Annotated in this window: 18 protein-coding genes and 2 tRNA genes; 13 read left to right on the top strand and 7 right to left on the bottom strand. The window is 63.2% G+C overall.

What is annotated here, in order from left to right:
• Positions 1-73: 73 nt before the first annotated feature.
• Positions 74-658, top strand: a complete 585-nt coding sequence (locus ACZ1JX_RS04635) for a hypothetical protein (protein ID WP_465125608.1) — start codon at positions 74-76, stop codon at positions 656-658.
• Here the strand turns inward: ACZ1JX_RS04635 and serB are convergent, their stop codons facing one another.
• Entirely contained in the window at positions 659-1,543 is an 885-nt protein-coding gene (serB, locus tag ACZ1JX_RS04630; protein WP_465125607.1) for a phosphoserine phosphatase SerB, read from the bottom strand.
• On the opposite strand from serB, the gene miaA reads away from it, so the two are divergent.
• The 6 genes from miaA to ACZ1JX_RS04600 all read left to right on the top strand — a co-directional run bounded on the left by miaA (position 1,536) and on the right by ACZ1JX_RS04600 (position 7,329).
• Complete coding sequence (gene miaA / locus ACZ1JX_RS04625) at positions 1,536-2,498, top strand: tRNA (adenosine(37)-N6)-dimethylallyltransferase MiaA (RefSeq protein WP_465125606.1); 963 nt, start codon at positions 1,536-1,538, stop codon at positions 2,496-2,498. The two genes, serB and miaA, sit on opposite strands and share 8 nt — an antisense overlap.
• Before the next feature lie 187 nt (positions 2,499-2,685).
• The gene (locus tag ACZ1JX_RS04620) at positions 2,686-4,434 is read left to right on the top strand and encodes an acetolactate synthase 3 large subunit (RefSeq protein WP_465125605.1); all 1,749 of its coding nucleotides are present in this window, start codon (positions 2,686-2,688) and stop codon (positions 4,432-4,434) included.
• A gap of 14 nt (positions 4,435-4,448) precedes the next feature.
• Positions 4,449-4,964, top strand: coding sequence for an acetolactate synthase small subunit (gene ilvN, locus ACZ1JX_RS04615; protein WP_465126355.1), 516 nt, complete (start codon positions 4,449-4,451; stop codon positions 4,962-4,964).
• 49 nt (positions 4,965-5,013) lie between these two features.
• A complete protein-coding gene (ilvC, locus tag ACZ1JX_RS04610) occupies positions 5,014-6,033 on the top strand; it encodes a ketol-acid reductoisomerase (protein ID WP_465125604.1) in 1,020 nt (339 codons plus the stop codon).
• Between the two features lie 205 nt (positions 6,034-6,238).
• Positions 6,239-6,559 carry an I78 family peptidase inhibitor gene (locus ACZ1JX_RS04605; RefSeq protein ID WP_465125603.1) on the top strand — a complete coding sequence of 107 codons (321 nt, stop codon included), beginning with the start codon at positions 6,239-6,241 and terminating at the stop codon, positions 6,557-6,559.
• Between the two features lie 110 nt (positions 6,560-6,669).
• A complete protein-coding gene (locus ACZ1JX_RS04600; RefSeq protein ID WP_465125602.1) occupies positions 6,670-7,329 on the top strand; it encodes a YceI family protein in 660 nt (219 codons plus the stop codon).
• A 4-nt stretch (positions 7,330-7,333) separates the two neighbouring features.
• On the opposite strand, the gene ACZ1JX_RS04595 is transcribed toward ACZ1JX_RS04600, so the two are convergent.
• The gene (locus ACZ1JX_RS04595; RefSeq protein WP_465125601.1) at positions 7,334-8,467 is read right to left on the bottom strand and encodes an epoxide hydrolase family protein; all 1,134 of its coding nucleotides are present in this window, start codon (positions 8,465-8,467) and stop codon (positions 7,334-7,336) included.
• Between the two features lie 209 nt (positions 8,468-8,676).
• On the opposite strand from ACZ1JX_RS04595, the gene leuA reads away from it, so the two are divergent.
• From leuA to ACZ1JX_RS04580, 3 genes are all read left to right on the top strand, one after another.
• Positions 8,677-10,347, top strand: a complete 1,671-nt coding sequence (leuA, locus tag ACZ1JX_RS04590) for a 2-isopropylmalate synthase (RefSeq protein ID WP_465125600.1) — start codon at positions 8,677-8,679, stop codon at positions 10,345-10,347.
• A gap of 126 nt (positions 10,348-10,473) precedes the next feature.
• Complete coding sequence (locus tag ACZ1JX_RS04585; protein ID WP_465125599.1) at positions 10,474-11,520, top strand: amidohydrolase family protein; 1,047 nt, start codon at positions 10,474-10,476, stop codon at positions 11,518-11,520.
• An 82-nt stretch (positions 11,521-11,602) separates the two neighbouring features.
• Positions 11,603-12,583: an NAD(P)H-dependent flavin oxidoreductase gene (locus ACZ1JX_RS04580; RefSeq protein WP_465125598.1), complete on the top strand. Its 981-nt coding sequence runs from the start codon at positions 11,603-11,605 to the stop codon at positions 12,581-12,583.
• Here ACZ1JX_RS04580 and ACZ1JX_RS04575 read toward each other — a convergent pair.
• The 4 genes from ACZ1JX_RS04575 to ACZ1JX_RS04560 form a co-directional block, all read right to left on the bottom strand.
• Entirely contained in the window at positions 12,576-13,061 is a 486-nt protein-coding gene (locus tag ACZ1JX_RS04575) for an AHH domain-containing protein (RefSeq protein WP_465125597.1), read from the bottom strand. The two genes, ACZ1JX_RS04580 and ACZ1JX_RS04575, sit on opposite strands and share 8 nt — an antisense overlap.
• A 53-nt stretch (positions 13,062-13,114) precedes the next feature.
• Positions 13,115-13,855: a hypothetical protein gene (locus tag ACZ1JX_RS04570; protein ID WP_465125596.1), complete on the bottom strand. Its 741-nt coding sequence runs from the start codon at positions 13,853-13,855 to the stop codon at positions 13,115-13,117.
• Between the two features lie 103 nt (positions 13,856-13,958).
• Positions 13,959-14,402, bottom strand: coding sequence for a flavodoxin family protein (locus ACZ1JX_RS04565; protein WP_465126354.1), 444 nt, complete (start codon positions 14,400-14,402; stop codon positions 13,959-13,961).
• 58 nt (positions 14,403-14,460) lie between these two features.
• The gene (locus ACZ1JX_RS04560; protein WP_465125595.1) at positions 14,461-15,696 is read right to left on the bottom strand and encodes a hypothetical protein; all 1,236 of its coding nucleotides are present in this window, start codon (positions 15,694-15,696) and stop codon (positions 14,461-14,463) included.
• 127 nt (positions 15,697-15,823) lie between these two features.
• Here ACZ1JX_RS04560 and recJ point away from each other — a divergent pair, with 127 nt between their 5' ends.
• From recJ to ACZ1JX_RS04545, 3 genes are all read left to right on the top strand, one after another.
• Positions 15,824-17,614 carry a single-stranded-DNA-specific exonuclease RecJ gene (recJ, locus tag ACZ1JX_RS04555; protein ID WP_465125594.1) on the top strand — a complete coding sequence of 597 codons (1,791 nt, stop codon included), beginning with the start codon at positions 15,824-15,826 and terminating at the stop codon, positions 17,612-17,614.
• Between the two features lie 80 nt (positions 17,615-17,694).
• Positions 17,695-17,769, top strand: a tRNA-Glu gene (locus ACZ1JX_RS04550).
• Between the two features lie 60 nt (positions 17,770-17,829).
• Positions 17,830-17,904 (top strand) — tRNA-Glu (locus ACZ1JX_RS04545).
• Between the two features lie 268 nt (positions 17,905-18,172).
• Here the strand turns inward: ACZ1JX_RS04545 and ACZ1JX_RS04540 are convergent.
• Entirely contained in the window at positions 18,173-19,342 is a 1,170-nt protein-coding gene (locus tag ACZ1JX_RS04540) for an MFS transporter (RefSeq protein ID WP_465125593.1), read from the bottom strand.
• Positions 19,343-19,365 lie beyond the last annotated feature (23 nt).

The following is a 19,365-nucleotide window of genomic DNA, read 5'->3' as shown; positions in this document are numbered from 1 at the left end:
CTGCGGGGTGGTGCTTGCCAGCAACGATCGGCGAAGGCAAACTTACCCAACATCCTTGGGGGAGGACGGGACCATGGCACGCAAATGGCCAATCGCATTCGGACTGATGCTCTCGCTGCTTGCGCTTGGCGCGGGTCTGGCGGTCGGAGAGACGCCACATGAAAGCTGGCACCTGGCGGCCCGCTGGACGGCGCGCGTCGGCTTTCCCGTCTTTCTCCTGACCTACCTCGCATCGTCATTCGTCAGGTTGTCCTTTGCGCCGTTGAGCCGGGCGCTGGCGCGCGACCGCCGCTCGTGGGGACTGGGATTTGCAGCAAGCCACACGATCCATCTCGTGGCGCTCTTCGCCGCGATCCGCCTCGATCCGGAGCCGCGAACCCTGGCGTCCCTCATCCCGGGCGGAACGGCCTATGTCTTCATACTCGCGATGGCGCTGACCTCGAGCAACACCGCAATGCGCGCGCTGGGCCGCAACTGGAAGCGGCTGCACTCGGCGGGCATTCACGTGATCTGGCTGATCTTCACCCTCGCCTATGCCAAGCGCATTCCATTGCCTGAAACGCGCGCGATTGGCGTAACTATGACGACGTTGGCGCTGGCTGCCCTGCTTCTCAGGATACTGGCGCGCAGACGGTATCGAGCGCCAGCATTGGCCTGATCAGTCGAATACCCACTGGTCGCGCGGCACGCCCAGGAGAGAAAGGATCGATGTCAGGTCGCCCCGGTCAATCCAGCCATCCGCGGCAGAGCGCGCCTTGGGCTTGGCACGGTAGGCGATGCCGTAGCTGGCAGCCTCGATCATCGGGATGTCGTTGGCGCCATCACCGGTTGCAAGGCTGAATACTTCCCCGCCAAGGCGCTCGGTCTCTTCGAGCAGGACCTGCTTCTTGACCGAACTGTCGACGATTCCGCCGACGAGGCCGCCGGTCAGGACGCCCTCATGCAGGCCCAGACGGTTTCCGACTACGCGATCGAAGCCGAGCAGTTCGGCCACCGGATCGGCGAAGGAATGGAAGCCGCCGGTCACAAGCACGGTGTGACAGCCGCGCGCCTTGAGCGTGGAGACAAGCGTGCGCGCACCATCCATCGGGCGGATGCGTTCATCAAGGCACTGCTTGATCGCCGCTTCGGGCAGGTCCTTGAGCAGGCCAACGCGCTCACGCAGCGCGGATTCGAAATCGAGTTCGCCCTGCATCGCGCGTTCGGTGATCGCGGCGATGCGGTCCTTGAGCCCGGCGAAATCAGCCAGTTCGTCGATGCATTCCTGCCCGATCATCGTCGAATCCATGTCCGACACGAACAGGTTGGGCACTTCGATCAGCCCTTCGGCAAGGAGAAGATCGCTCTCGGGGAAGCACTGGTCGAGAATCTGGCGGATACCGACCGGATTGCCTTCGACCACCTCGAGTTCGAGCACATCGTCGCAAGTGTCGAGCATTCCTGCCCCGGCCACTTCCCAGTCACGCGCCTCGATCATCTCCATCGCGAGCGATAGATTGTCACCAAGCGTCTCCGGGTCTGCTATCAGCCGCGCGATGATCAACGGGGAATCCTTTTCGAAAGATACGGGCGGAGGCCCGCGCGTCGCGCTAATCGCAGGGCCGACGGCCAGCGGCAAGAGCGATCTCGCGGTAAAACTCGCCCTGCGCATCAAAGCGCAAGGCGGCGAGGCTGTGGTGATCAATGCCGACAGCGCGCAGGTCTATGCCGACCTGCGGGTTCTCAGCGCTCGTCCGTCCGAGGAAGAAATGCAGGGCGTGCCGCACGTCCTGTTCGGCGCGTGGGACGGGGCCGACCCTTGCTCGGCCGCGGACTGGGCCTCAGCCGCACGCACAGAGATCGATGCCGCCCATGCTCGCGGCGCTCTGCCGATCCTTGTCGGCGGGACCGGGATGTACATCAACACCCTGCTCCATGGCATTGCCCCCGTACCCGCAATCGACCCTCAGATACGCGAGGCGGTGCGAGCGATGCCGGTTGAGCAGGCCTATGCGGCGCTTTGCAAGGAAGACACCGAGCGGGCGGCGCTGCTCGGCCCCGCCGACGTGCAGCGCGTTACCCGCGCACTCGAAGTCGTGCGCTCTACCGGTCGTCCCCTCGCCCACTGGCAGCAACAGCGCGTTGGCGGCATTGGTGATGCCATCGATCTTGCCCCGCTCATCCTGCTGCCCGAGCGCCAGTGGCTCTACCGGCGCTGCGACCTGCGCTTCGAACTGATGTGGGAGGGCGGCGCAATTGCCGAGGTTGAGGCACTTCTCGCGCGAGACCTGTCCGAATCGATACCTGTGATGCGCGCCATCGGCGTGCCCGAGATTGCCGCCTACTTGCGTCACAAAATTACCCGCGAAGAGGCCATTGCCGCAGGCCAGCAGGCCACACGAAATTATGCCAAGCGGCAGTACACTTGGCTGAAGAACCAGAATCCGGGCAATTGGCCGCGCATCGCGTACGAAAATTCCATTGACATCGATCATGCAGCAAGTTTATTGCGCATTTAGCCGCTTGACACCACCTTTTATGTCAAGTAGCAGGCCGTCAATTGCCTGATCCATCTTGCATGTCGATCAAGCACCCGAAAGGGAGAGACGGCCCGGCGCGGCGAAAGCTGCAGCCGGGCCGAAATTTTTGTTTTTCCTGCGTGTCAGGAGGTCTAACGGCCTCGCACGCGAAGAAGGATGAAGTAACGTGACAAGCGAGCGCAGCGGCGCCGAGATCCTGGTCGAAAGCCTCGTCGCCAAGGGCGTCGAGTTCGTGTTCGGCTATCCGGGTGGCGCAGTCCTGCCGATCTACGATGCGCTGTTCGGCGACGAACGCATCCGCCACATCCTCGTCCGTCATGAAGCCGGCGCGGCCCACGCTGCCGAAGGCTATGCGCGCGCAACCGGCAAGCCCGGCGTCGTGCTCGTCACGTCCGGTCCCGGCGCGACCAATGCGGTCACCGGCATTGCCGATGCCTTCATGGATTCAATCCCGCTCGTCGTGCTGACCGGGCAGGTTCCGACCGCGCTGATCGGCTCTGACGCGTTTCAGGAGTGCGACACGGTCGGCATCACCCGCCACTGCACCAAGCACAACTATCTGGTGAAGGACCCTTCGGAGCTTGCCGCGACGATCGACGAGGCATTCCGCATCGCCACCGAAGGTCGCCCCGGCCCGGTCGTGATCGACATCCCCAAGGATGTCCAGATCGCGCTGGCAACATGGTCGGGTGCTGCCCCGCAGCGGCGCAACCGCTATACCCCGCAGACCGAAGGCGGCGCAGCCGAAATCGCCGAAGCCATCGAAATGATCGCGAAGGCCAAGGCTCCGGTGTTCTACACCGGCGGCGGCGTGATCAATTCGGGCCCCGAAGCGACGCGTCTGCTGCGCGAACTGCAGTCGCTGACCGGCGCGCCCGTCACCTCGACCCTGATGGGCCTCGGCGCGTTCCCGGCGGACCACCCGGCGTGGCTTGGCATGCTTGGCATGCACGGCACCTATGAGGCCAACCTGACGATGAATCAGGCTGACCTGATCGTCTGCGTCGGCGCGCGCTTCGATGACCGCGTGACCGGCCGCCTCGACGCCTTCGCGCCGAATTCGAAGAAGATCCACATCGACATCGACCGCGCCTCGATCAACAAGACCGTGCGCGTCGACCTGCCGGTGATCGGCGATTGCGGCAAGGTTCTGGCGCAGCTGATCGAAGCGTGGCTGGAACGCGGCTACAAGGCGCAGGACCTCTCCGGCTGGTATGCCCGCATCGATGGCTGGCGCGGCAAGAAGAGCCTTGCCTACCCGCGCAAGTCCAAGCTGATCATGCCGCAGTACGCGGTCGAGCGGCTTTACGAGCTGACCAAGGCGCATGACCCGATCATCAGCACCGAAGTCGGCCAGCACCAGATGTGGGCGGCGCAGTACTTCCACTTCATGAAGCCCAACAAGTGGCTGACTTCGGGCGGCCTGGGCACGATGGGCTATGGCCTTCCTGCCGCGATCGGCGCGCAGGCCGGTTTCCCCGATGCACTGGTGATCGACATCGCGGGCGATGCCTCGATCCAGATGAACATCCAGGAAATGGGCACGGCCACGCAGTACCGCCTGCCGGTCAAGGTCTTCGTGCTCAACAACGAATGGATGGGCATGGTCCGCCAGTGGCAGGAGCTGACCTACGAAAGCCGCTATTCGAACTCCTATTCCGACAGCCTGCCCGATTTCGTGCGTCTGGCCGAAGCCTACGGCTGGAAGGGCATCCGCATCACCGATGAAAGCGAGCTGGATGCCGGTATCCAGGCGATGATCGACCATGATGGCCCGGTCTTCGTTGACTGCCTCGTTGCCAAGGAAGCCAACTGCTTCCCGATGATCCCTTCGGGCGCGGCGCATACCGACATGATCCTTTACGGCGACGAAGTGGCCGGGACCATGGATGACGAAGCCAAGGCGCTGGTTTGAGGACCCCGGACATGATGCACATCCCTCAGGAGGCGCAGGAGCGCCACGTCCTCACCATCACCGTCGACAACGAGGCGGGCATCCTTGCCAAGATCGCAGGGCTGTTCACCGCGCGTGGTTACAACATCGACAGCCTGACCGTGGCCGACATTACAGATGGCCACGACGTCAGCCGGATCACTATCGTCACCCATGGCCCGCCGCCGGTGATCGACCAGATCCGCGCGCAGCTGGAACGGCTGGTGCCCGTGCACAAGGTCACCGATCTCACCGAAGTCGGCCCGTTCGTGGAACGCGAACTGGCGCTGATCAAGGTGTCGGGCAAGGGTGAGAACCGCGTCGAGGCGCTGCGCCTTGCCGACGTGTTCCGCGCCAAGGTCGTCGACACAACGACCTCGAGCTTCATCTTCGAACTGACCGGCGCGCCGGACAAGATCGACAGTTTCGTCTCGCTGATGAAGGAGCTCGGCCTCGTCGAAGTCGGCCGCACCGGCATCGTCGGCATGATCCGCGGCGCGACCGCCGCCTGAACCAACTGAACCCCATCCATTCACGAATTCATCAAAGATTGGGAACGACATGAAGGTCTATTACGACGCAGACTGCGATCTGAACCTCATCACGGACAAGAAGATCGCCATTCTCGGCTACGGTTCGCAAGGCCATGCCCATGCGCAGAACCTGCGCGATTCGGGCGTCAAGGACGTGGCCATTGCGCTTCGTCCGGGTTCGGCCAGTGCCAAGAAGGCCGAAGCTGCCGGCTTCAAGGTCCTGCCGAACGCCGAAGCGGCTGCATGGGCCGACGTGCTCATGATCCTCGCACCCGACGAGCATCAGGCCGCGATCTACGCCGATGACCTCCACGCCAACATGAAGCCGGGCGCTGCGCTCGCCTTCGCCCATGGCCTGAACATCCACTTCGGCCTGATCGAAGCGCGCGCCGACATCGACGTGATCATGATCGCGCCCAAGGGCCCGGGCCACACCGTCCGCAGCGAATACCAGCGTGGCGGCGGCGTGCCCTGCCTGATCGCCGTCCACCAGAACGTTACCGGCAACGCCCATGACGTTGCGCTGGCCTACGCCTCGGGCGTTGGCGGTGGCCGCTCGGGCATCATCGAGACCAACTTCCGCGAGGAATGCGAAACCGATCTGTTCGGCGAGCAGGCCGTGCTTTGCGGCGGCACCACCGCCCTCATCCAGGCCGGTTTCGAAACACTGGTCGAAGCCGGTTATGCGCCGGAAATGGCCTACTTCGAATGCCTCCACGAACTGAAGCTGATCGTCGACCTGCTCTATGAAGGCGGCATCGCCAACATGCGCTACTCGATCTCGAACACTGCCGAGTACGGCGACATCAAGACCGGTCCGCGCATCATCACCGAAGAGACCAAGAAGGAAATGAAGCGCGTTCTCGCTGACATCCAGTCTGGCCGCTTCGTCAAGGACTTCGTGCTCGACAACCGCGCCGGCCAGCCCGAACTCAAGGCTGCCCGCGGCCTCGCCCAGCGTCACCCGATCGAAGAGACCGGTGCCAAGCTGCGTGCGATGATGCCGTGGATCGGCGCGAACAAGCTGGTCGACCAGTCGAAGAACTGATCGCTCCGCATCAGCGCAGATATCGGGAGAGGGCGGTTTCGGCCGCCCTTTCTCTTGTCCGGCCTCAGGCTCGGTCGGCTGGCTTTTCCATTAACATCCCCCCTGCATCGACGAATGCAGTGGACGCCAGAATTGTGATCTATATCACTCCGAACTGGAGATTTTGATCACACGAGGCTGTCCCTTGCCAAGGTTGCCCATCTGCATGGCCGCGCTGAGCCTGCTTGCCGGGCAGGCAAATGCCGCCGGGGACGAAATGTCTCGCAGGCCAGCCGCGCAAAGTCCGCGTGCTGCCGGAACCACTGCAGATCAGGCCTCGCCAGACACGTGTGGACAGCGCGCCGCCCTTCGCCTTGTCGGAACGCTTTTCACCCCCCAGGCGCGCACCATGCTCGCACGCACAGTGGGTCACGACAGGATGCGGGTCATACGTCCGGGTGCCGTAATCACGCAGGACCTGCGCGGCGACCGTCTCAACCTCATCGTGGATGACAAAGGCAAGCTGCTGACCGCTCGCTGCGGCTGAGCCATTGCGGCCAATTCCGTTGGAAGCACTACTCCGACGGGAGTTTCGCCTTGTGTGGCTGACAGCACTTTGGCATCCAGTGCGCTCCTTACCTCCCCAAGGAGATATCCATGCCGAAGTTTTCCCGCGTGCCCCGCGCGCTGATGCTTGCCCTGCCGCTTGCCCTCGCCGCCGCCGCTGCACCGATGGTTGCCCAGATGCCCGAAGCCCCGGGCAAGGCCGACAAGACCCGCGTTGTTGCAGGATCCTACACGGCCGATGCCAGCCACTCGCTGGTTGGCTGGCGCGTCAACCACTTCGGCTTCAACGATTACTTCGGCCTGTTCGGCGATGTTTCTGGCAGGCTCGAGATCGACCCGGCCAATCCTGCCGCGGCAAAGGTTTCGGTCAAGATTCCGGTCAGCAAGGTCATCACGGCGAATGCTGGCCTCACCGCGCACCTGCTCAAGCCCGGCGCTGACGGCAAGCCCGCCGACTTCTTCGGTGCCACGCCCGCCGACGCCACGTTCGTATCGACCAGCGTTGCCCCCGGCGCAGACGGCGTTAGCGCCAAGATCACTGGTGACCTGACGCTCAACGGCGTGACCAAGCCGGTCACGCTCGACGCGACCTTTGCCGGTGCCGGCACCAACCCCTTCACCAAGGCGGCAACGCTCGGCTTCCACGGCAAGGCCACGATCAAGCGCTCGGACTTCAACGTGAAGTACGGCATTCCCTTCGTCTCGGACGAAGTGAAGCTCGACATCACCGCGGCCTTCGAAAAGAAGTAACCCTCTAACGCATCAGGGAAAATGCAGCCCGGAGCTCCTTCACGAAGGCTTCGGGCTGCTCCCACGCGGCAAAGTGGCCGCCCTTGTCCAGTTCCCCCCAGTAAACCAGTTGCGAGCAAGTCCGCTCGAACCACTTGCGCGGTGACGGGATGATCTCCTTCGGGAAAGCGCTCGCCGCCACCGGGATATCGATCTGCACCCCGCCTATGGCTCCGAAGCTCTCCCAGTAGAGCCTTGCAGAAGACGCGCCTGCTGCGGTCAACCAATAGAGCATGATGTTGTCGAGCATGTCGTCCCGGCTCAGCGCATCTTCCGGTACACCGCCGTTGTCAGTCCAGGCCCACATCTTTTCATAGATCCATCCCGCGAGCCCCACGGGCGAATCGACCAGACCGTACCCAACGGTCTGCGGCCGCGTGGATTGCTCCTTCGAGTATCCGGAATCCCAGTCCTGATAATGCTTCAACGCCGCCATGGCCTTGAGATCGGCGGGGTCGGGCGCGGCTATATCCTCGGGCGAGGGAGCTGCCATCGGCATGTTGAGATGAATGCCCTTGCAGCCAGGCACTTTCATCGCACCGATCATCGTCGTCACGATCGAACCCCAGTCACCGCCCTGCGCCAACCAGTGATCGTAGCCCAGCCGCGCCATCAGTTCGCCCCAGGCCTGCGCAATCTTCTGCACGCCCCAGCCCTTGACCTTCGGCTTGCCCGAGAATCCGTAGCCCGGAAGGCATGGGATCACGAGATGGAAGGCGTCCGACGCACTGCCCCCATGTTCCTCGGGCCGGGTAAGCGGCGCGATGCAACGGCGGAACTCGAGGATAGAGCCGGGCCAGCCGTGCGTCATCAGAAGCGGGCGCGCGTCCGCGTGGGGCGAGCGGACATGCAGGAACCGGATCATGACACCATCGATCTCGGTCTCGAACATGCCCCATTGGTTGAGCATGGCCTGGCAGGCGTACCAGTCATAGCCATTGCGCCAGTGCGCCACGAAGTCCTGAAGTGCCGCAAGTGGTGCACCCTGCGACCAGTCGTCGACCGTTTCCTTTTCCGCCCAGCGGGTCATGTCGATGCGCCGATGCAGGTCTGCGATGTCGTTTTGTGGTATGTCGACGATGAAAGGCGCAACGTTCATGCCCTATCTCTCCCATTCTATTCGCATTCATTCTGGACAAGCGCGACGTGATTCACCATAGGCTTGTCGCATGACCACTCGACTGGACCTTACCCTGCGACTTATCCGCCCTTGGGCGTGAGCTGACGCGTCGGTCCATCCCGGCGCGCACGGCGCCCAGGGGATGAAAAGCAAAACCGGCAAAATCCAGACAATTCGAGTGCACTCCCATGACCATGCTCAAGAATCCTTCGGCCAAGTACCGCCCGTTCCCGCAGATTATCCTGCCTGATCGCCAGTGGCCCAGCCGCACGATCACCAAGGCCCCGCGCTGGCTCTCCACCGACATGCGCGATGGCAACCAGTCGCTGATCGATCCGATGGACGCGGAGAAAAAGAGCCGCTTCTTCGACCTGCTGCTCAAGGTGGGCCTCAAGGAAATCGAGGTCGGCTTCCCGTCCGCCGGTGCCACCGAATATGATTTCATCCGTGGCCTCGTCGATGACGGTCGCATTCCCGACGATGTGTTCGTGCAGGTTCTCACCCAGTCGCGCGAAGATCTGATCAAGACCAGCTTCGAGAGCCTTGCCGGCGCGAAGCAAGCCATCGTCCACGTCTACAACGCGGTTTCGCCGCTGTGGCGTCAGGTCGTGTTCGGCATGGACAAGGCCGACGTGCGCAAGATCGCGCAGGATGGCGCAAAGTTCCTGCGCGATCAGGCCGCCCGCTTCCCGCAGACCGACTGGCACTTCGAATACAGCCCCGAGACCTTCTCGACCGCCGAAGTCGATTTCAGCATCGAATGCTGCGAGGCGGTGATGGAGATTCTCCAGCCCACCGTCGAAAAGCCGATCATCCTCAACCTTCCGGCAACAGTCGAGGCGGCGACGCCCAACATCTACGCCGACCAGATCGAGTATTTCTGCCGCAACCTGCCGAACCGCGATCGCGCGGTGATCTCGCTCCACACCCACAATGACCGCGGCACCGGCGTTGCTGCGGCGGAACTGGGCCTGATGGCAGGTGCTGACCGCGTCGAGGGTTGCCTGTTCGGAAATGGCGAGCGCACCGGCAATTGCTGCCTGGTGACCGTGGGCCTCAACCTCTACACGCAGGGCGTCGATCCGGAGCTGGACTTCTCTGACATCGACGAGGTCATCCAGACCGTCGAATACTGCAACCAGTTGCCGGTCCACCCGCGCCATCCCTATGGCGGCGAGCTGGTCTTCACCGCGTTTTCGGGCAGCCATCAGGACGCGATCAAGAAGGGCTTCGCCGCACAGGAAACACGCAACGACGAGCTTTGGGCGATCCCCTACCTGCCGATCGACCCGGCGGACCTCGGCCGCAGCTATGAAGCGGTGATCCGCGTCAACTCGCAGTCCGGCAAGGGCGGCTTCGCCTGGGTGCTCGAGCAGGATCAGGGCCTCAAGCTGCCCAAGAAGATGCAGGCGCACTTCTCGCGCCACGTGCAGGAACTGGCCGACGAGCTGGGCCGCGAACTGCAGGCTGCCGACATCTGGGGCGTGTTCCGCAAGGCCTATCGCCTTGATGCGCCGCAGCACTTCCAGCTTGTCGATTACGAGGAAGCGCGCGGACCTGACGGTACGCGCATTTTCGCTGGCAAGATCGAGGTCGACGGCAAGGTTCAGTCGGTATCCGGGCGGGGCAATGGCCTGATCTCTTCGGTCGTCGCCACGCTCAAGGACGGTTTCGGCGTCGAGATCGACATCACCGACTATTCGGAGCACGCGATGGGTGCCGGCAGCAATGCCCGCGCCGCAGCCTATGTCGAGTGCAAGACCGCCGATGGTCGCACCATCTGGGGCGTGGGCATCGACGAGGACGTGGCCACGGCAAGCGTGCGCGCGGTTCTCAGCGCTGCGAACGCCGTCGGCTGACCGCTATGCAGGTGGCTCTTCGGGGCCACCTGTTCAATCGGCCAGTTAAATGCCCCCTTGTCGCGCTCCGGCGATCCGCCATAGTCCACCCGATGCCCGCCAGAGGCACGCAACGGGACAGGACACATGGCGCAAGAAGCGATTCTCGAACCTGATCTGCCGATCATCGATCCGCACCACCACCTGTGGGACTTGCGCCCGCTGATCGCGGCCTTCCCGCAGCCGCGCCATCCCTTCATCGAGACGCTGTCCCACTCGGCCTATTACACGTTCGACCAGTTGCTGGCCGATGCCCGTGGTGGCCACAACGTCGTTGCCACGGTCTACATGGAATGCGGCGCCTTCTACCGCGCAGGGGCCGACACGGCGATGAAACCGGTCGGCGAAGTCGAGTTCGTCAACGGCGTGGCAGCGCAGGGTGCCAGCGGCCTCTATGGCGACTTCCACCCCTGCGCCGCAATCATCGGCCACGCCGACCTGACCCTTGGCGAAGGAGCGCGCCCGGTGCTGGAAGCGCTTGCACAGGCGGGCAACGGGCGCTTCCGGGGCATCCGCCATCAGGGGGCGTGGGACGCAAATCCCGACGTGCTCGGCCCTCCGTTCCATGCGCCGCCCGAACTCTACCGCTCCGACGCATTCCGGCAGGGCTTCCGCCACCTCGGAGAACTGGGACTGACTTTCGACGCATGGCTGCTGGAGCCGCAACTGTCCGACGCGCTCGATCTTGCCCGTGCCTTTCCGGACCAGCCGATCTGCCTTGATCACTGCGGTACGCCGCTTGGGACCGCCAGCTATCACGGCAAGCTGCACGAACGCTTTGATGTGTGGCGGGAGAACATTCACGCCCTCGCCCAGTGCCCCAACGTCACGATCAAGCTGGGCGGCCTTGCCATGTCGTTCTGCGGATTGCCCGAGCAGGGACCGATGGCAGGCCTATCCTCGGAAACGCTTGCCGCGATGTGGCGGCCCTACATTGAAACCTGCATCGAGGCCTTCGGGCCTGAGCGCGCGATGTTCGAAAGCAACTACCCCGTCGACAAGTGGGGTGCGAGCTACAACGTCTTGTGGAACACATTCAAGCGCCTCGCCCATGGCGCATCCGAGACTGAGAAGCGCGCGCTCTTCGCAGGCACCGCTGCGCGGTTCTACGGCATCGAGGACATGCTTGCCTGATCCCCTTTGACAAGCGCGACGGCTTGGCATAGCGCCCGTTTAACTGGTCGATTAACCGCCATTCGAGAAGGATCGGAACCGGATGCCACTTCCCGCCCTGTTCGCCAACCTGCGCCTGCCCGTTATCGCCTCGCCGCTGTTCATCATCTCCTGCCCTGAACTGGTCATCGCGCAGTGCAAGGCGGGGATCGTCGGCTCATTCCCCTCGCTCAATGCCCGTCCGATCAGCCAGCTCGACGAGTGGCTTCATCAGATCAGCGAAGAACTGGCCGCATACAACCGGGCCAACCCGGACCGTCCAGCCGCACCGTTCGCAGTCAACCAGATCGTCCACAAGACCAACAACCGCCTCGATGAAGACATGGCGATGTGCGCCAAGTGGCAGGTGCCGATGCTGATCACCTCACTCGGCGCGCGCGAAGACGTCTATAACGCGGCGCACAGCTGGGGCGGAATCGTGCTGCACGACGTGATCGACGACCGTTTCGCTCGCAAGGCCATCGAGAAGGGCGCCGACGGCCTTATTCCGGTCGCAGCAGGAGCCGGTGGCCACGCAGGCGCGCAGTCGCCTTTCGCGCTGATGCAGGAAATCCGCGAATGGTTCGATGGCCTCGTTGCACTGTCGGGCGCAATCGCTCACGGCCGTTCGATCCTTGCCGCGCAAGCTCTGGGTGCAGACTTCGCCTATATCGGATCAGCCTGGATCGCGACTGAGGAAGCCCGGGCCGAGCAGGCCTACAAGCAAGCCATCGTCGACAGCCGTGCAGGCGACATCGTCTATTCCAACTTGTTCACTGGCGTCCACGGCAACTACCTGCGCTCCTCGATCGTCAATTCGGGCCTCGATCCCGACAATCTTCCCGAAAGCGATCCGAGCAAGATGAACTTCGGCTCGGGCGGAAACACCGAAGTCAAGGCGTGGAAAGATATCTGGGGCTCAGGCCAAGGCATCGGCGCGGTCACGGCCGTCGAACCCGTCGCGGCGCGTGTCGACCGTCTCGAAGCGCAGTACCGCGAAGCTGCCTCGGCGCTTTCGGCCAATTCCGCGCCGTTTCTCAAGTAGCGTGTACGGCGAGGCCAACAGAGGCTGTGTCTGACCAGAACAGGTCGACCATTTCGTCGAGATGACCGAAATCGAGAGCAGGGTCGCGAGCATTCAATGGCGCTCGCGACCAATTCCTCGGATCAAGCAGCCTGCGGCGCAGCGCGCGCTGCAACAGATCGAAGCGCATCAGCGCCACATAGTCAGCCCCGCGACCCTGCTCGCGATCACGGGACCAGTCAGCCTCGATCTGTCCGATCCGCTCGATGACCAGTTCATTATAGGCTCGGTGCGGCCCGCGATGGAGCGGAAGCCCTGCGCGCAAGGCGGCACTTTCGGATGCAGGGAGCAACTGGCCGTTGCGGCGGAAGTCATGAATGCCGAGACGGTCCGCTCCCAGTGAACCGATCATTCGCCCCAGTGGCGCAAAGTGCAGTACCTGTCTCGGTATCAGGTGGTGGCGCTGCTGGTCCGGCTGGTAGCCCGATTGGCCGGGCACGTTGACGCTGCCGAATGGCAGGCACCCCCTATCAGTTCGGAAATGGTCCAGTTTCAGTCGCACCGGGCAAGGATACGTTCGCCTCCTTCAGCCTCAAGCGAGACTGCCCCCGTTCCGGCAAGAACTGCCTTTGCCGATTCGATCACTGGCCCGTTAGCGACCAGCCAGTCGACGAGGCGTAGTGCGACAAACGGAAGTTGACGCACATCGCCAGATTCGCCCGGGCCGAGAAGAAATTCCTGCCCTATCAGGAAATTGAGTCCCTCGGTCCGCAGCGAGCCATCGGCACCGCGATGCATTGCGACAAAGGCTGGCGCGGGGAACGCGCCGCCTTCGAGCCAAGGACGCACAGCGCGCTCGAACAAGTCCGATTTAATGACCAAACGGGCGGGAAACCAGGCGACTCCCCTTGCCGGACCGACCTTCGCGAGCTCCATCAGCAGCATGGAGACGACGCGAATCACCGGAAGCAGGCGCTCCGCTCCGGCAAGATGGGGTCCTGGAGCAACGGTAAGCCAACTGGATTCAGCGGGAACCGGCAGTGGCAGGCCGAGGGCACTTGCAATGTCCGGCGCTGGCTGGGCCGGACCATCGCGCAGGCCGCGAAGGTCGAACGTCAGCCCGTTGCTGAGCACTTCTGCCCAGCCTTCGCTGGCTTCGGGGGCGTGGGAAACGAAATAGCGCAAACCCCGCTCAGGGCCCGACAGAAGATCGGAAAGAGCAGGCAAGCTTTCAGCACCATGCAGCAACGCGGCGACAGGCGCACAATCTGCAGACCGGTCACTAGCGTCCACTCGCCCACCTTTCAGCAATGACTCAGCGTTGCACAGCGTTCGGGAAGCGTCGAGTCACCACCGCGCCACGATTGTCCCGTTCCGGACTATAGTCGGTGTTTGCTTAGAAAACCCCTATCGCGAGGCCTGTTACAATTGCTTGTCCCAGATTGTGACAATTCTGCAGCGTGTCTGCTGATAGCTGCTTTGGCGCAAGTATCGCATCGGGCGTCTGCGCATGTGTGCAGGCAATCATCGGCTCGGCGACACGGCGCAGCCGCCATCCCGTCACGATGCGGTCAATCTGCCGTTCCGCTCCGGTGCCGTCCGAGCCCGCTGCGATCATCGTTGCATAGGGCCGACCTTCAATCTGCCCGAGAACGGGATAGTAGGTCCGGTCAAAGAATGCCTTCATTTCCCCGGTCATGCTGCCGAGGTTTTCGGGGCAACAGAACAGATATCCCGCTGCCCCGAGAAGGTCCTGCACGGACGCCTGCTCCGCACAGATCAGCTTGCAGGCTTCCGGACCACACTCCGCTCTCGCCCCATCGGCCGCGGCCGAAGCCATCGCTTCAGCTGCGCCCGTGCGGCTGTGCCAGACGATCAGAAGCCCGTTCGCCATGCGCTCAGCAGCCGTCCCCGCCGCCGCCCGGAAGTCCCAGCGCGCCGCCGACGGCTCCGCCAAGCAGACCACCCAGCCCCTTCTTCTTGGGCTTGCACTGCGGCTTGGGCGCCTGGGTCTCTGCGCTCGCAGCCCCGCCGAAGCCTTCGACACCGACGAGGAAGCCAGTCGTGGAGCGATGGCGAATACGCGCAGTCCATTCGGGCACCCACTTCACCTTGGGATCGGCAGGGCGTGGCGGATAGGCGAACGACTCTTCCGGGCCATAGGCGTGGAGCGTGCCGAACATATAGTCGGGCGCAGCCGCCTTGACCTCTGCCGGAATGGTGCAAGTTGTCGTCTGCGGGGACATCACGGTCTTGTCAGTGACCAGCTTCGCTACGGTCGCCGGGGCGAGCCAGTCAGAAAGCCCACCGCCGAACTGGCGCGATGCACTGGACGACCACCAGACGATGTCCATCATGTCCTGCCCCGTGGGCGCCTGCTTTCCGCCGATGATCATCGCGTAGTAACCCGTCGCATCGGGCACAGCCCCCCAGCGCAGGAGCGTCGCGCCGCTTGGCTGCGAACTGTTCGAGGCATTCAGGGGACCCATGAAGTCTTTTGCCAGACTGAAGGCAATGTCCGGGGAGTAATTGGCCACCACGCGGTGGGCACCGACCAGCGACGAATCGGGCTTGGCCGACTTGCCGTCGTCGCTCGGCCAGGTGCCATAGGTGCGGCTCGACGATGGAGAAACCCAACGATCCACCGGCACCGCAGTGGTAAAGAGTCCGGGCGGCACCTGCCCCGCGGCGAGCTTGCTGAAGTCGATCACCACCGGCTGCCCCTTTGGCGCATGTTCGCCGCAGCCCCAGAAGATCAGCATCCGCCCCTTGGGCCGCTGGAAATCCGTCGTGCCAGGTTCCACAGGCGTCTTCACGGGTGTTTTCAGCAGCACGGACTTTCCGAGCTTGGCTCCTGCCGGCATGAAATGTTCCGCCTTGGGCTTGCCGTCAGCGGCTGCGCGCGATGTGCCAAGATCGAGCCAGAGCATGTGCTGCGCCTTGGGCGTGCCCCCCATCGCCATCGCCATGGCAGCGCCTATGCCACCCTGACCACCCGCACCGAACCCCGACATCGTCTCGGCTCGCATCTCATATCGGGCGATTGGCGCGCTGGCCTGCTGGGCGAGAACACCCGCGCCCGCCCCGGCCATGACCAGACCACCGATGAGGTAACGTCCCATGTTCGCGCGCATTTCAGCATCCTCCTCAAGGATTACAGAACCGATGCGACCCTATGCGCGGGGGACAATTCTAGCGCGGTGAGCAAGAGCACACCCGCCTGCCCTTTCCGCAGCCTGCGCCATGGTATAGCGCAAAGCGATGATTCCGGTCACGGCTATTACGCAATCCCTTTCAGGACAGGCCTGGCGCTGGCGCGGCGGGAACATGGACCTTGGCCTTTCAGGCTCAGGCCAGGGTGGCAGCGGAGTGGATGATGCGATCGTCACCCAGCTCCTGCTCTCGCGCGGGGTCGGCCCGGACGATATCGAACGCCACCGTCGTCCGACCTTGCGCGATTTTCTTCCCGATCCTTCGCTTTTCCGCGACATGGACACAGCCGCCCGTCGCCTGGCCGACGCCGTGCTCTCGGGCGAACGAATCACGATCTACGGCGACTATGACGTCGACGGCGCAACCAGCGCGGCACTGCTGATCCTGCTGCTGCGCGATCTTGGCGTGAGCGCGGGCCATTACATCCCCGACCGCCTGCTCGAAGGCTATGGCCCCTCGGGCGAGGCGCTGGTCAAGCTGGCGCAGGAAGGGTCAAACCTGATCGTCACGGTCGACTGCGGCGCGATGGCGCACGAGGCGCTGGCGGCGGCAGCCGAAGTCGGGGTCGATGTGATCGTAGTCGATCACCACAAGTGCTCGCCCGAGCTTCCCCGCGCCGCTGCGCTGGTCAACCCGAACCGCCTCGACGAATGCGACGAAGCGGCCGCCCATGGACATCTGGCCGCAGTCGGCGTTGCCTTTCTGCTGGCCGTGGCGACGGTGCGTGACTTGCGCGGGCGTGGTTACTTCGAGACACGCAAGGCACCAGATCTGATGCGCCTGCTCGATCTGGTCGCGCTGGGAACGGTGGCCGACGTGGCGCAATTGAAGGGCTTGAACCGGGCGCTGGTTGCGCAAGGCCTGAAGATCATGGCGCGGCGCGAGAACATCGGTCTCTCTGCCCTCATTGATGCCAGCCGCCTCAGCCGTGCGCCGACATGTAGCGATCTCGGCTTTGCGCTCGGGCCCCGGATAAACGCGGGCGGCCGCGTCGGCGAAGCGACACTCGGCGTGCGCCTGCTGACCACGCAGGACCCGGACGAGGCCCGCGATATCTCCGCACAGCTCTCCCGCCTCAACGAAGAGCGCCGCGCCATCGAGCAGGTGGTACAGGAAGAAGCCGAAGCGCAGATTGCCGCGCAGCACAACCGGGCAGTGATGGTGCTGGCCGGGCACGGCTGGCATCCCGGCGTGATCGGCATCGTGGCGGGTCGCATCAAGGAAAAGACCGGCAAGCCATCGCTGGTCATTGCGCTTGGTGCCGACGAGGCGGGTCAAGGCAAGGGGTCCGGCCGCTCCATCGCCGGGGTCGATCTGGGCGCAGCAATAATCGCCGCGCGCGAGGCAGGCTTGCTGGTTGCAGGCGGTGGCCACGCCATGGCCTGCGGGCTGACGATTGATGCAGCGAACCTCAATCGGCTTGCTGACTGGCTGGACGAACGCCTCGCTCGCGAGGTCGTGGGCGCCCGCTCCTCGCAATCGCTGTTGCTTGATCTGTCACTGGCACCCGGAGGCCTTACGCCTGCCCTGGTCGAGACGCTGGAATCGGCGGGCCCCTTCGGCATCGGCTGGCCAGGACCTCGCGTCGCGGTCGGCCCCGTGCGCCTGGTGAAGTGCGACCTTGTCGGTACGGATCACGTGCGGATGATTGCAGCGGGCAGCGATGGCCGCTCGTTCAAGGCCATTGCTTTCCGGGCGGCGCAGACCGAGATGGGGCAAGTCCTGCTCCATGGTGCGCGCGGGCGGCAGTTCTGGCTCGCAGGGCGTGCCAGGATCGACGACTGGGGTAGCCGTCCCGCCGCCGAACTCCACGTCGAGGACGCCGCTTTCGCCGACTGAGAAATTTCTGCAATTCGCCGCTTGACGCCCCGCGATCATCCCCTTAGAGGCGCGGACCTGCCCAGCGGCGCAAGCCCAGTGGCCCCTTCGTCTAGCGGTTAGGACGCGGCCCTTTCACGGCTGAAACACGGGTTCGATTCCCGTAGGGGTCACCACTTGCTTCTTCCCGAACCGGATGAAGCCGGCAGTGCACAGCTTGGCCCTTCACGCGGATTGGCCCCTTCGTCTAGCGGTCAGGACGCGGCCCTCTCACGGCTGAAACACGGGTTCGATTCCCGTAGGGGTCACCAGAAAATTCAATGACTTAAGGGCAGAATCCTCTCTTTCGTCAAATATACGTCAAATATATCCATACGGATGCGAGCGGTATCTCGCTCGCAATCACATTGGAAATCGGTCCCTCGCACGGTGATTTTCCAAGTGCGAGGTCGGCGGATCGATCGCCCACGAGCAATCCATTTTTGCTCGCCGTTTGGTGCTCTCGCGGTTCACTGGATGGCCAGCACGGCTGGCCGGTCCGTTCCGGACCAATACAAGCGCTATGCCGCTTTGGCTCGGCTAGAGGGTCAATGAAAGACCCAATGCTAACAGGCCAAAAACGGCACCCGCGATGAATGTGCCGGAAGAGCCGACCGAATCCCACAGCACACCGGCGAGCACGCTCGCGATAAGCATCGCGGCGCCGGTGACCAGGTTGAACAAGCCGAATGCTGTGCCGCGTAACCGCTCGGGCGAACGGTCGGCAACCAGCTTTGCTAGCAGTCCCTGTGTGAGGGCCATGTGGGCTCCCCAGAAGGCAATACCGGCAAAAATAGGCACAAGGCCCCATCCGAACGCTAGCATCAAGTCCGCTATGATAAGGCATAGAAGCCCCCAATTCAGCAGAACCTTCGCGGAAACCTTGTCGGACAGAATTCCAGCGGGATAGGCGCCCAATGAGTAGACAATGTTCATGGCCACTAGCACGAGCGGCGCAAGTGCAATGGGAAGGCCGCTCTCTCTGGCCTTGAGGATCAGAAATGCCTCGCTGAACCGTGCGAGGGTAAAGACTACGCCGATTCCGACCACACCCCAAAAACTCTGCTCAAGTTCCTCTATTTCGCGCAGAAGCAACGGTGGACGGGCGACATGCGCACTATGACTCACAGGCTCCCGAACCCAGATCAATACGATCATTGCGGAAATCACCGCTGGAATCACCGCTACCCAAAACACCGCGCGCATGTCGTTCCGGAACAGCACCATCAGTCCGATAGATAGAAGTGGCCCCAGAAACGCTCCGATGGTGTCCATCGATTGGCGCAATCCGAAGGCCCGTCCACGGATTGCTTCCGGGGTCACATCGGCGACAAGGGCATCGCGCGCAGCCCCGCGCACCCCTTTCCCGATCCGGTCAGCAAATCGGGCACCCAGGACCACGCCGGCGCTCTGGGCGATTGCGAAAAGCGGCTTCGTGAGTGCCGCCATGCCATAGCCCAGCAGGATAAGCGGCTTACGTCGGCCAATCCGGTCCGAGACATACCCTGAGAAGATCTTGGAAATCGAGGCCGTTGCCTCCGCAATTCCGTCGATCACGCCAACGACCACGACGCTTGCTCCAAGTGTCGTGGTCAAGAATATCGGCAACAGCGCGTGGATGATCTCGGACGACAGGTCCATGAACAGGCTGACGAAGCCCAGCGCCATAACCGTCCGCGGAATTGCGATGTTGGCGTTTGGCTGTGCCATCTAGTTCACCTCTTTCATTTGCT

The sequence above is a fragment of the Novosphingobium sp. BL-A-41-Hi4A-0G genome, assembly GCF_055521735.1.
This window is presented reverse-complemented; position numbering and strand designations above follow the sequence as displayed.